The following is a 12257-nucleotide window of genomic DNA, read 5'->3' as shown; positions in this document are numbered from 1 at the left end:
AAGCAGAACTTATGTCCGACATACGGGACAAGAGAAGTTCAAGTAGTTAAAAGAAGTTCCTGAATCTTTAAACTTACAAAGATAAGGAATAGAGGCTGCGGGTTTCAGCCACTTAAGGTGTTTACATCTTAATAAAAAACTCTAATTGAATCGTAAATTAAATACTTTTGATTACTATTTAATGAGATTTTATAACCTGACTATAAAAGATCACTTGAGTCACAAAACCTTGTCCCGTGTCAGACAAAAAAAATGAAGGCTATAAAATGAGTTTGATTTTAGTTTTATTCATTTTCATGTTAAGTTTGCCCCCCAAAGTGATTTGGGCCCAGGAGCCGGCCGAAATCAACCAACCGGAGTCCAATCCCGTGATCGCGTTTTATCAGGCGCATATATCCGGCATTGACGGCAATCGCTGCCCCATGTATCCGAGCTGCTCCCAGTATTGTGCCCAGGCCATCCAAAAACACGGATTTGCCTTGGGCTGGATTATGACCTGCGATCGTCTGCTCAGATGCGGCAGGGATGAGGTTCGCCTGTCTCCCCATGTCAGGATTCATGGACGCGAATTAACATTTGACCCGGTTCGTGCCAATGATTTCTGGTGGTTTTCACCCCAAGCGTCTGCCATTGAAAATAACTCACCAAAGGAACATTTGTATCATTCAGATCCTGAGCGGATATCGAATTTGGATTCGGATCAAAAAAAGTGAAGCCGTTGCTGATATTCCTAAGGGCCATAGCCCTAACCATTTTTGCGCTTTTTTCAGGCTTAATTTCAATAAATGCCCACGCGCTTGCCAATGATCACCCCGGCTTTTTTATTACACCGGATATGCAGTTTGACTATGCCCAGACACTGTTTGATCAAAAAGATTTTATTGCGGCCCAGGTGGAGTTCAAACGGTTTATCCATTTTTTCCCCACAGACCCCCGGCATGACCGTGCCGGTTATACCGCAGGTGTTGCCCTGTTTCGCTCGGGGCAGTACTATGAAGCGGCCAAGCGGTTTGATAAAATTATCCGGCAATCCAAAAATATAGATACTCCATGGACCCGCCAATCCAGTTTCATGCAGAGTCAAGCCTTTGAGGCCATGGGCAACACAGGGTATGCCCAGGTTGTGCTTCAAAATCATTTAAAACTGACCCGGGATACCGATACAAAAGACCGGATATACCTGGAACTTGCCCGTATGCATATCCAGAATACCGCGAGCCCGGGAAAAGATGAACTTGACAGCGCCCGTAAAAACCTGATGCTGGTCAGTCCTGAAAAACAGCGGGAATACAAAGTAACAAAGCAACTGGCAGCTATTGACAATGCCGTAAATGCGCCGACAAAAAGTCCTGTCCTTGCAGGAATTCTGGCCATTATCCCGGGAGGGGGCATGCTCTATTGTGAACGATCTAAAGACGCCTTCATCAGTTTCTGCTTTAATACAGGATTGATTTGGGCCGCATACACAGCCTTTGACCATGATAACCCCGCCCTTGGCGGTGTTATTACTTTTGTGGAAACCGGCTTTTATTCAGGCAATATTTATGGGTCCATAACCGCCGCCCACAAGTACAATAAAGCCGCCCGGATAAACATCCTGAACAAAACCTTTAACTTTAAACCGGGGTTTGATCCGGTAAACAAATCTTTTTTCCTGAAATTAACGCACGGTTTTTGAATAAGTTTGAATACAAATTGTCCTGGTTCAGGGATTGACATCAACTCTTTACCGGCGTAGTATCCCCAACGTTCTCAGGGCGGGGTGAAATTCCCCACCGGCGGTAACCTGGACATTTGAGGTCAAATTCCGGGAAAGCCCGCGAGCGCTTTGCAGCTTTTTGCGCAAAGGTCAGCAGATCTGGTGAAATTCCAGAGCCGACGGTTACAGTCCGGATGGAAGAGAATAAGCAAAAAAACACAAAATCATTGCGCTTACAGTTTACTGACGGCATTTGTCGGTGAATACTGGTATGGTAATGAATGGTGTCATTTTGCCTTTTTATTCCCACGCCCTGATTCATGTATTCATTTATAATAATTATCAAGGAGTTAAATCATGAATCAGAATCCTTTAAAACAATTCGGAAATTCCCGGCAGCGGTTACAGGCCGGACTTGAAGCCCTTCGCCGGGGTTCAGGCATCTTGGTGGCCGATGATGAAAATCGGGAAAATGAAGTGGACCTCATTTTTGGGGCAAACACCCTTAAAGTAGAGCAGATGGCCATGCTTATCAGGGAATGCAGCGGCATTGTCTGTCTGTGTCTTCCCCAGGCAACGGTTACACGCTTGAACCTTTTTCCAATGGTAAAAAACAACACAAGCCAATACCAGACGGCATTCACAGTATCTATTGAAGCGGCCGAAGGTGTCACCACGGGGGTTTCTGCCCGGGACCGGTTAACAACCATTCAGGCTGCCGTTGCCAAAGATGCGGTTCCGGAAGATCTCAATTGCCCTGGCCACATTTTTCCGTTACAGGCAAAACCCGGGGGTGTTCTTGAACGTGCCGGCCATACCGAGGCGACTGTTGATCTGATGACCCTGGCAGGCTTACCGCCATATGGGGTTTTATGTGAACTTACAAATCCCGACGGCAGCATGGCCAGGCTCCTTGACGCGGCACAATTTGCCATAGACAACGACTTTACAATGCTCACAGTTGAAGATATTATAAATCATAAGCTTGGGATATAACACATTAGGGCCATGTCACTGTTACTTGATTATTGCATTTTAAAATTTACCAACATGGCCCTTAAACACGTTTTTTTTCGATACCGGTGCCGATTTGTCTATCAAACCAAATAATTTTTAGATATGATATTCCTTGTCTTTACATCTTAAGGCATTAAAAAAACCGTTTCTAAGCAGATCATAAACACTAGGGAGGTTGATGATGGCAAAAGCCACTTACTGGGCAGATTCCTATGTAGATAAACTTTGCACTGCCCAGGAGGCCTTGAAACATATCCGGCCTGGTCAACGCGTATTTATAGGGTCATCCTGTGCTGAACCCCAGCATCTTGTCAAAGCGTTATCCGATATCTCCGAAAGATTCACCGACCTTGAAATCGTGCGTCTACTCAGCATTGAGAGCGGGCCGCTGACGCTTATCGCGAATACATCCCACTCCCAGCAATTCAAAATCAGGTCATTTTATTTAGGATCCTGCGGTCCCGACATTATCAGAAAAAATCAAAAATTTATTACGCCGGCAAACCTGTCCCAGATTCCACACCTGTTCAAATCGGGGCTTATGCCGTTGAATGCAGCCCTGATCCAGGCCACACCGCCCGATGACTTTGGATGGATGAGTCTTGGTATTTCCGTGGACATTAATCTGTCGGCCTGCGAAACCGCTGATATTGTCATATGCCAGATTAACCCCAAAATGCCCCGGGTCCTGGGCAGAAGCTTTATCCATGTCAATGATGTTGATTTTATTGTGGAACATGAGGACCCGCTTTTAACCATCCAGCCGCTTCCTGAAGATGAGTCGTTCAATATCATTGCCAAGCACATGTCACGTCTTATTGAAGATGGTTCAACCATCCAGACAAGCCTCAGCCTAACCACAGACGCAATTATGACGGCTTTATCCGATAAAAATGATATTGGCATTCATTCGCAATATCTGTCCGATGCAATGATGCACCTTTTCTCCATTGGGGTGATTACGAATAAAAAGAAAGACTTTAATAACGGTAAGCTTGTGGCCGGTGCCGCCGTAGGCTCCTCCCTGCTCTATGAATTTCTTGACGATAATCCCTCCATTGAATTTTACCCCTCGGATTATATCAACAATCCGGGGATTATCGGTCGCCACAATAAAATGGTTACCCTGAATACAGCCATAGCCATTGATCTTACCGGCCAGGTAGCTGCTGACGCCCTGCCCTTGAACAATTACACAGGGATCAATGGTCTGCTTGATTTCACCCGGGGGGCAGCCATGTCCAAAGGAGGCAAATCCATTCTCATGATGGCCTCCACCATGGATCACGGACAAAAAAGCCGGATAGTGCCCCTTTTAACGGAACACGCCGTGGTGGTGCCAAGGGGCGATGTCCAGTTTGTGGTAACAGAATACGGACTGGTGAATCTTTTTGGTAAAACACTTCAGGAACGCGTCATGGCCCTGGTCTCCATCGCTCATCCGGATTTCAGAAATGAGCTGTTTACCACGGCCAAAGAGATGGGTCTGATTGACAGTGACCGCAAATTTAAGCAGGCCATTAAAGGGGTCTACCCACTTAAATATGAAGAAACCATTGTTATAAAAGATATTCCCATTACATTCAGACCGGCAAAGCCGGTGGATGAACGATTTATCCAGGAACATTATTACACCATGAATCCCGGCGATATCGTTTCCAGATTCTTTCATGTAAAAAAAAGCTTTGCCTATGATCAAATTGATACCACCTATGAAATTGATTATATCAATGACCTGACCATCGTGGCGACGATAGGCGAACTGGGATTTGAAAAAATTATTGCTGTGGGTGAATATTTTAGAAATACCATCATCAACATGGCCGAGGTTGCTTATTCCGTATCAAAAGAATACCAAGGCATGGGAATTGCTGATATCTTACAGAAAAAGCTCATTCAAGCGGCCATTGACAATGGCATTAAAGGATTGATTGCCTATACTTCTCCACACAACAAAGCCATGATCAGCCTTTTTCACAAGCAGCCATATAAAGTCACAACTGAAAAAAATGAAGATATGCTTATTTTAAGCTGCGTATTCAGTGACCCTAAAGCAGATGACGACGGCGGCAAAGCCCTGGGAGACGCCATTCTATCCATGGGTTAAATTCGTTTTTTTCACAAGCAACGCCACAGACTCTATATGGTAGGTGTGGGGAAACATATCCACAGGGGTTACTTCCAGCACGGCGTAACGCGATGCAAGCATTTCAAGATCCCTGGCAAGGGTCGCAGGATTGCAGGAGACATAGACGATTTTGCCGGGAGAATGGGCCAACACATGTCCCACCACATCCTTGTGCATGCCTACCCTGGGCGGATCAATGATGATCACATCCGGCTTTTCAGGCACCTGTCCGAAAACATCCTTAATGTCTCCCTCCAGAAAGGTGCAGTTATCAATGCCGTTCAAACGCGCATTTTCCTTTGCGTCGACCACAGCAGAGTGGACAATTTCAATCCCATATATCTTTTTGGCCTGACCGGAAAGCCAGATGGGAATGGTCCCGGTGCCTGAATAGAGATCCAGAACCGTCTGGGAACCGTCAAGGTCCGCATAATTAGAGACGTTTGTATACAGTTTTTCACAGGCCCGGGTATTTGTCTGAAAAAAAGAATTTGCCGAAATTTTAAACTGATAGCCCCCGATTTTTTCGATCAGATGATCTTCTCCATGCATAAGGATCTCTTCCTTACCCGTGGAGACCCCGGACCGGGCATCCGTAATATTATTGACAATGCAACGTATCCGACTGAATTTTTCCACAAGCTGTTTGCTTAAAGATTCAATGACATCAGACCTTTTTTCACGGGTCACAAGATTAACCATCCACTGGTCCCGGGCCACGGAATGCCTCAGCATGACAAAACGCCAGAACCCTTCGTGCTTACGCAGATGATATGCAGCAAGCCCGGATTCGGCCACAAAGCCACGGATGGTCTCTAAAATATCATTGCCCAGGGCCGGCATGATATGACAGGTGTGAATATCAATCACCTTATCAAAGGTGCCGGGCACATGCAGCCCAATGCCAAAGCCCTTTTTAACGGATTCATCAGCCAGTTCCTCCGGCATGAGCCAGCGCATGGCGGAACAGGAGAACTCCATTTTATTCCGGTATTCGTAGATATAATCCGAGGGCACAACATCCGTAACCCGGACGTCTTTTAGGCGCCCGATGTGGGCCAGGGATTCGACAACATGGCGCTTCTTGTATTCAAGCTGGCGCTCGTAAGGCAGCTGCTGCCATTTGCAGCCCCCGCAAAACCGGTTGTAATCGCATCTTGCTTCCCGGCGCAGGGGCGAAGGGGTGATAATATTGATCAGCCGTCCTTCGGCCCAGGATTTCTTTTTTTTGAAAATTTTTACAAAAACCCGGTCTCCGGGGACACAACGGTCCACAAATACGGGAAACCCATCAGGTTTGGCCAGACCCTTTCCCCCAAATGCAAGGTCAATGATGTCAAGTTCGTAGGTTTTTCTTTTTTTAACGGGCATTTTATATTATATCTTGTGGGTTAAATTGGTAAAAAAGTCGATAAACATACAAAAATATGAGCATAAAAACAAGATGAAAATAATGGAAACAAATTTTACAGTTGATGGATTCACCCTGAAAGGCACCCTTCATCTTCCCCAATGCCCCAGACCGCCCCTTGTTATAGGCTCCCACGGTCTTGAAGGCAGCCGGAACTCTGCAAAGCAGATGCTTTTGTCAAAGGTACTGCCTGCAAATAATATTGCTTTTTTCCGTTTTGATCACAGGGGATGCGGCGACAGCCAGGGCAATTTTATTAAGGACACCAGTATAGAGAAACGCGCCGGGGATTTTTGTGCAGCAGCGGGCCATGTTCTTGAAATGGGGGTTACATCAGACCGGATTGCCCTGTTTGGCTCCAGTATGGGGGGTGCCACCTGCATTAAGGCCTGGCAGGATCTTGAACGTGCAGGGTTGAAAATTCAGGGGGCGGTTTTGTGCGCATCCCCCGTGAACACCCGAACCATAAAAAGGATTCCCCTGGCAGGGAACGACGAGCGCCCGGCCCTTTCTTTGGATTTTTTCCAGGAAAACCTTTTGTATGATCTTTCCGACCAGGCAAAGGCGTTGCATCACGTCATGATTTTCCATGGCAATGCCGATGAGGTGGTCCCGGTGGAAAATGCCGAAGCCCTTTATGCCGCCATGCAGCCCCCCAAAGAGATGATTCTTCATGACGGCGGCGATCACCAGATGACAAACCGGACACATCAGCAGGACTTTGAACAAAAAATGATTGCCTGGTATAAATCGGTGTTCATGCAATCCGGCACCACTTGTTCACAATGACGGCGGCATCAAAAAAATTATCCAGTATTGACATTCAGCGGCAATTGAGGCATAAAAATGCAACCAAGACGGCGCACAATTTAAAAGGACTGGGAAATAAAAAAAATGCCGCAAATGTCATTGGAAATTTTTGGGCCGTCCCAGATCAAAAATTGTGATCATCCGTCAAAGAAACGATGTGGCATACTATGTGTGCCAAAAAGTCTGTGCGCCCGTAGTGCAGTGGATAGCACGTCAGCCTCCGAAGCTGAAGATCGCTGGTTCGATTCCAGCCGGGCGTACCATCTATACTCGAATAGTATCGGAATTTCCATTCCCCGGCACCCGGCACCGAACCGCCCGCCCAAAGGGCGCTAATTTAATCATTGCGTAACAACCATCCATGAAACCATTCCATCGATCAGGCTTACGCATCGGACTGATCTCCTATCGATCCAACCCCCATTGCGGAGGACAAGGCGTTTATATACGTCATTTAAGCCATGCGTTGTCCGATCTTGGTCACCAGGTGGAAGTCATTGCCGGCCCCCCGGACCCTGTAGTTAATGCCGGAATCAAGCTAACCATGCTTGATACCCTTGATTTATACAACCCACAAAATCTGTTCAGAACACCACGTATTGAGGAACTCAAAGACCCTGTCAATCTCATTGAATGGCTTGACGTCTCAGCCATGGGATATCCCGAACCCATGACATTCGGCATGCGGGCGAAGCGCTACATGAGAGGCCGGACAAAAAGCTATGACATTATCCATGACAACCAAAGCCTTTCCTACGGTATTTTATCCCTTGCCCGGGACCTGCCCGTAACCGCCACCATCCACCATCCCATGACCGTGGACCGGCGACTGGCGGTCAAAGCCACCAGGTCTTTTTATAAAAAGCTTAAAACCCTTCGCTGGTACTCCTTTATTGGCATGCAGAAGCATGTTGCCCGAAGAATACCGTCCATTATCACGGTATCCGACAGCTCCAAAACAGATATTGCCAAAGAATTCAAAATCCCTGAATCAAGAATAAAAACCGTCCCCAACGGCATTGATCTGGATAATTTTTTCCCCCTGGATCATGTAAAAAAGAGACCTGGACGCCTGATTGTCACCAACAGTGCGGATATGCCCTTAAAAGGCTTGTACCATCTGCTTTACGCACTTAAAGGGGTGTTGCAGCACAGGGATGTTTGCTTGACGGTCATTGGTACGCCTAAAAAAAACGGCGGCATCGAAAATCTGGTTAAGACACTTGATCTTGGCCGGTATATCGACTTTACCGGCCGTATTGACCACCAGCGGTTTGTCCGGGAGTATGCAAAAGCCCAGATTGCGGTGGTGCCCTCCATGTACGAAGGATTTGGTCTGCCGGTTGGTGAGGCCATGGCCTGCCGGGTGCCGGTGATTTCAACCACTGGTGGGGCGTTGCCCGAAGTGGCGGGAGATGCGGCCAAACTTGTGCCACCGGGAGATGCAAAGGCCCTTGAAAAGGCAATTATTGAATTGCTTGACGATGAAAAACAGCGTGAAGATCTGGCCTGCCGGGGGTATAAACGGGTAACAACTGAATTTACCTGGGAAAAATGTGCCATGCGCACAGCCCAAATCTACCAGGAGATAATAAATGATTACCATGGACTTTAAACGCCTGGGTATTGCTCCCGGCAACCGGGTTCTGGATATCGGGTGCGGGGAGGGACGCCACACCATCAGGGCCTGTCAGGAATCCGGTGCGGTCTGCATTGGTGGAGACTTCGGATATGACAATCTTATCGCCACCAAAGGCAAACTTGAATTTCACGAGGGGCTGGATGACCTGTCCTGCAGGAACTGGGCGTTGTCTGCCATGGACATCACGGATCTTCCCTTTAAGGACAATAGCTTTGATGTGGTGATCTGTTCGGAAGTTCTCGAACATATCCCGGATGACCAAAAAGCGGTTTTAGAACTGATTCGTATAGTCAAGCCGGGTCAAATACTGGCCGTAAGTGTTCCCCGGGCCTGGCCCGAATGGATCTGCTGGCAACTGTCGGATGAATATTACAACGCCAACATGGGTCATGTAAGAATTTACAACAAAAAAGAAATTATTGGAAAAATTCAGGAGAGAGGCCCCAAATTCCTGGGTTGTCACTATGCCCACAGCATCCACAGCCCCTATTGGTGGCTCAAATGTCTTGTGGGGCCGACCCGTACGGATTCGCTTGCCGTAAATCTCTACCACAGACTCCTGGTATGGGATGTGATGAAAAAACCGGCACTGACCACTTTTGTTGACCGGCTACTGAACCCGGTATGTGGAAAAAGCCTGGTTCTGTATTTCAGAAAACCGCTTTGAAAAGTAGTCGGAGCCTTTTTAGGTGTAACTCGACTTTCCAATTGGGATATTTATGAAGTTCATCAAAAACAATAAGGTTTGCATCGTCAGACCACTTTTGGGCCAATACATCCTGCCGATCTTCATCAAAATCCCAGTTAAAATACCTGCCGGGAGCATCGTCTTGATTCAGCAGCATTTTTGCAAGGGTTGTTTTTCCAACCTGCCTGGGACCGCCTAAAAAAGCCATCTTTCGTCCCAGATCCTGTATAATATATGGACTGAGGTATCGCATACGGCTATTTTACCCTCTATTCCAAAACAGTCAAGTCTATTTTGGAATAGAGGGTAAAATAGCCACATTTTCCATTCCCGGGCTTTGCTTATCCATGGACAAAAAGAATGGATATACACGGCCTGTTGTTTCAATCGGTGGGTGACTTTTCGTTCAAACAATAGTTAAAAATACCAGGCCAAGGTGCCTATAAATATATCAATTCCATCGTTAGGCGCTTTTAAATCGGCGTTGGAATAGTGCATGTAGCGCAAACTGATATCCGCATTTTTAATTCTGATACCGGCCCCGACCCTGTCTTCAAACTGAAACGTTGAGGACAACCGCCTGTTTTTTATCGTATAATCGTCCAGACCGGCAACACCAATCCCCGCCTCTATATATGGATACCAGGTCGCATTACCCGCATGAAACGCATGAAAAATGTATTGAAAGACCGGAGAGAATGCCACGGCATTCACATCGTCCCCGTCGTGTTCCCAGCGGTTATAAGACAGTTCAAAATAACCGCACACATAACCGGTTTTGCTTTCAAGCCATTTTATATGCCACTGTTTTAAAAGCCCGGCACGATAAATATCAATACGGTCTGTGCTTTGACCATATCCCAATGAAACACCCCATCCCCCAGGAGCGGAAAATTCCTGGGCTGCAGCATAAGTACTTGTCCCAATAAAACAAACCAACAAAAATAAAACGCGTTTCATTTTTTCAGATTGCCCCTTTCCGGCAAAACCTGTTCCGGCACCGAAAAGACGCATTATCGGCACCTTGGAGATAGAATTAAATTCAATAGTAGGTACACTATTCCCACACAAAAATAAACAATCAGCATATTTTTTTCTTAACGAAAAATCATCTGGTAACTATATCCCATGAACAGAACAAAAGCCCTGAACACGGCAACTTTCATTCAGAAACCAAAGCAGGTTTACCCTTGACATAAAATTGGGGGGAGTTTATATCCTTCTAACAATTGCGTAAATTAACCCGTTGTCATTTTATGAATATTACAAATTAAAGATTGCCGTACATTGAAAAAAACTATAAAGAAAAACCGGAATCAACTGCTGGAGAGCTGGTTTGACGCCACCATCAATACCTATCCTGAAGAATCTGCAAGGATTTTAGGCAAAAAATCCAATCGTTTTGACAATCCAATAGGGGGCGTCACCCGGGAAACCCTTGAAGATGTTTTAACCCTTATTACAGAAGATTTCAGCAGAGAAGATCTTGAAAAAGCCCTGGACCCGGTCATTCGGATTCGTGCAGTTCAAACATTCGATCCTGCAAATGCCGTAAGTTTTGTGTTTGCATTAAAGGAAATCGGTGAAAGCGTCATTGAAAAGGCGGATATAATAAATTTTTATCGCCTGGTGGACGAAATGGCCCTGGCGGCTTTCAACCGGTACATGAAATGTAGAGAGGATATTTTCCTTTTAAAGGCCACGGAGAGCAAAAGACGTATCCATCGGGCCTTTGAAAGGGCAGGTTTAGTAGCGGAGCTGTCAGAGGGCGACCTCTTAGGCTCCAAAAAATCTTAACATGTATGGCGCGATAATGGCGGGTCATACATAAAATAATGAGGTGGTTATAACATGAATCAAAGGTACTTGATCCCCCTTACTGCTGTCTTTCTGCTCTTCCTGTTGGCTTACGCAGGAGTTGAAGGACTCGGGCTTCAGGTGGTCTTTGGTGTACTGATTCCGTATCTGGCAATTGCCGCATTCGTAATTGGCTTTGTAATCAAAGTCAAGGGATGGGCAGCCTCTGCCGTGCCGTTCAGGATTCCTACAACCTGCGGCCAGCAGAAATCTTTGCCATGGATTAAACAGAACACCATTGACAACCCGAGCACATCAACCGGCGTTTTTGTAAGAATGCTCCTGGAAATTTTTGCTTTCAGGTCATTGTTCAGAAATACAAAGGCGGCATTTAATCGGAATGCATCCAACAAACTCACCTATTCCTTTGAAATTTTTCTGTGGGTCGGTGCGCTTGCATTCCACTACGCATTCCTGGTCGTTCTTCTCAGGCATTTTAGATTTTTCACTGCACCTGTTCCCGAAGTCATTCAGACGCTGGAATATCTGGACGGCATTATACAGGTTGGCCTTCCCGGGCTGTTCATTTCAGGACCTGTGCTTCTGCTGGCAACGCTTTTCCTTTTAAGCCGCAGAATTTTTGATGCAAAAGTCAGCTACATTTCCCAGGCGGCTGATTATTTCCCCTTGTTCCTGATCATCGGCATTGCCGCCACCGGCATTGCCATGCGCTATTTCACTAAAGTGGATATCATCGGTATCAAGGAAATGACCATGGGACTGGTTACGTTTCATCCCCACATCCCCGAAGAAGTCGGCGGGCTGTTCTACGGCCATCTTTTCCTTGTGTGCATTCTGTTCGCCTATTTCCCCATAAGCAAACTGATGCATATGGGCGGCGTATTCTTAAGCCCCACCCGGAATATGGCCAACAACACCCGTGCCCAACGGCATATTAACCCCTGGAACTATGATGTGCCCATCCATACATATGAACAGTATGAGGACCACTTCAGAGACAAAATGATTGAAGCCGGCCTGCCGGTGGATAAAAAGGAGTGATAG

12 protein-coding genes, 1 tRNA gene and 1 riboswitch are annotated in these 12257 nt (G+C 46.5%); of the genes, 10 read left to right on the top strand and 3 right to left on the bottom strand.

What is annotated here, in order from left to right:
• The first annotated feature begins 266 nt into the window (after positions 1-266).
• From yidD to HXW94_RS06745, 4 genes are all read left to right on the top strand, one after another.
• On the top strand, positions 267-713 hold the full coding sequence (gene yidD, locus HXW94_RS06760; protein WP_178366130.1) for a membrane protein insertion efficiency factor YidD: 447 nt from the start codon (positions 267-269) through the stop codon (positions 711-713).
• Positions 710-1678, top strand: coding sequence for a tetratricopeptide repeat protein (locus HXW94_RS06755; RefSeq protein ID WP_343054559.1), 969 nt, complete (start codon positions 710-712; stop codon positions 1676-1678). The genes yidD and HXW94_RS06755 overlap by 4 nt, the downstream gene beginning before the upstream one ends.
• Before the next feature lie 66 nt (positions 1679-1744).
• Positions 1745-1909, top strand: a riboswitch (FMN riboswitch).
• A gap of 147 nt (positions 1910-2056) precedes the next feature.
• Complete coding sequence (gene ribB / locus HXW94_RS06750) at positions 2057-2695, top strand: 3,4-dihydroxy-2-butanone-4-phosphate synthase (protein ID WP_178366129.1); 639 nt, start codon at positions 2057-2059, stop codon at positions 2693-2695.
• A 202-nt stretch (positions 2696-2897) separates the two neighbouring features.
• Positions 2898-4823 (top strand): bifunctional acetyl-CoA hydrolase/transferase family protein/GNAT family N-acetyltransferase, encoded by a 1926-nt coding sequence (locus HXW94_RS06745; RefSeq protein ID WP_178366135.1) that lies wholly within the window; start codon positions 2898-2900, stop codon positions 4821-4823.
• Here HXW94_RS06745 and rlmD read toward each other — a convergent pair.
• Entirely contained in the window at positions 4809-6215 is a 1407-nt protein-coding gene (rlmD, locus tag HXW94_RS06740; protein ID WP_178366128.1) for a 23S rRNA (uracil(1939)-C(5))-methyltransferase RlmD, read from the bottom strand. The two genes, HXW94_RS06745 and rlmD, sit on opposite strands and share 15 nt — an antisense overlap.
• An 82-nt stretch (positions 6216-6297) precedes the next feature.
• Between rlmD and HXW94_RS06735 the strand changes: the two genes are divergently transcribed.
• The 4 genes from HXW94_RS06735 to HXW94_RS06720 all read left to right on the top strand — a co-directional run bounded on the left by HXW94_RS06735 (position 6298) and on the right by HXW94_RS06720 (position 9374).
• Entirely contained in the window at positions 6298-7044 is a 747-nt protein-coding gene (locus tag HXW94_RS06735; protein ID WP_246293772.1) for an alpha/beta hydrolase, read from the top strand.
• 208 nt (positions 7045-7252) lie between these two features.
• Positions 7253-7328: transfer RNA gene (locus tag HXW94_RS06730), tRNA-Arg, on the top strand.
• Positions 7329-7426: 98 nt separating this feature from the next.
• Positions 7427-8680, top strand: a complete 1254-nt coding sequence (locus tag HXW94_RS06725; RefSeq protein ID WP_178366126.1) for a glycosyltransferase family 4 protein — start codon at positions 7427-7429, stop codon at positions 8678-8680.
• Positions 8661-9374 (top strand): class I SAM-dependent methyltransferase, encoded by a 714-nt coding sequence (locus HXW94_RS06720; RefSeq protein WP_178366125.1) that lies wholly within the window; start codon positions 8661-8663, stop codon positions 9372-9374. Before HXW94_RS06725 ends, HXW94_RS06720 begins: the two co-directional genes overlap by 20 nt.
• Here the strand turns inward: HXW94_RS06720 and HXW94_RS06715 are convergent.
• Together HXW94_RS06715 and HXW94_RS06710 are read right to left on the bottom strand one after the other, a co-directional pair.
• Entirely contained in the window at positions 9358-9648 is a 291-nt protein-coding gene (locus tag HXW94_RS06715; RefSeq protein WP_178366124.1) for an AAA family ATPase, read from the bottom strand. The genes HXW94_RS06720 and HXW94_RS06715 overlap by 17 nt on opposite strands.
• A gap of 164 nt (positions 9649-9812) precedes the next feature.
• Positions 9813-10409 carry an acyloxyacyl hydrolase gene (locus HXW94_RS06710; RefSeq protein WP_246293771.1) on the bottom strand — a complete coding sequence of 199 codons (597 nt, stop codon included), beginning with the start codon at positions 10407-10409 and terminating at the stop codon, positions 9813-9815.
• Between the two features lie 273 nt (positions 10410-10682).
• Here HXW94_RS06710 and HXW94_RS06705 point away from each other — a divergent pair, with 273 nt between their 5' ends.
• Both HXW94_RS06705 and dsrM read left to right on the top strand, forming a co-directional pair.
• Entirely contained in the window at positions 10683-11192 is a 510-nt protein-coding gene (locus HXW94_RS06705) for an RsbRD N-terminal domain-containing protein (protein WP_178366123.1), read from the top strand.
• Between the two features lie 54 nt (positions 11193-11246).
• Positions 11247-12254: a sulfate reduction electron transfer complex DsrMKJOP subunit DsrM gene (gene dsrM / locus HXW94_RS06700; protein WP_178366122.1), complete on the top strand. Its 1008-nt coding sequence runs from the start codon at positions 11247-11249 to the stop codon at positions 12252-12254.
• The last annotated feature ends 3 nt before the right edge of the window (positions 12255-12257 follow it).

The sequence above is a fragment of the Desulfobacter latus genome (assembly GCF_013389365.1).
GTDB classification, from domain to species: domain Bacteria; phylum Desulfobacterota; class Desulfobacteria; order Desulfobacterales; family Desulfobacteraceae; genus Desulfobacter; species Desulfobacter latus.
The sequence above is the reverse complement of the archived record's forward strand: the minus strand, read 5'-3'. Positions and strand labels throughout refer to the sequence as shown.

Bases quoted from the DNA above. Each gene is read 5' to 3' on its own strand.
- yidD (WP_178366130.1), top strand. From the start codon at position 267: ATGAGTTTGATTTTAGTTTTATTCATTTTCATGTTAAGTTTGCCCCCC.
- ribB (WP_178366129.1), top strand. From the start codon at position 2,057: ATGAATCAGAATCCTTTAAAACAATTCGGAAATTCCCGGCAGCGGTTA.
- HXW94_RS06745 (WP_178366135.1), top strand. From the start codon at position 2,898: ATGGCAAAAGCCACTTACTGGGCAGATTCCTATGTAGATAAACTTTGC.
- rlmD (WP_178366128.1), bottom strand. From the start codon at position 6,215: ATGCCCGTTAAAAAAAGAAAAACCTACGAACTTGACATCATTGACCTT.
- HXW94_RS06735 (WP_246293772.1), top strand. From the start codon at position 6,298: ATGGAAACAAATTTTACAGTTGATGGATTCACCCTGAAAGGCACCCTT.
- HXW94_RS06725 (WP_178366126.1), top strand. From the start codon at position 7,427: ATGAAACCATTCCATCGATCAGGCTTACGCATCGGACTGATCTCCTAT.
- HXW94_RS06720 (WP_178366125.1), top strand. From the start codon at position 8,661: ATGATTACCATGGACTTTAAACGCCTGGGTATTGCTCCCGGCAACCGG.
- HXW94_RS06715 (WP_178366124.1), bottom strand. From the start codon at position 9,648: ATGCGATACCTCAGTCCATATATTATACAGGATCTGGGACGAAAGATG.
- HXW94_RS06710 (WP_246293771.1), bottom strand. From the start codon at position 10,409: ATGCGTCTTTTCGGTGCCGGAACAGGTTTTGCCGGAAAGGGGCAATCT.
- dsrM (WP_178366122.1), top strand. From the start codon at position 11,247: ATGAATCAAAGGTACTTGATCCCCCTTACTGCTGTCTTTCTGCTCTTC.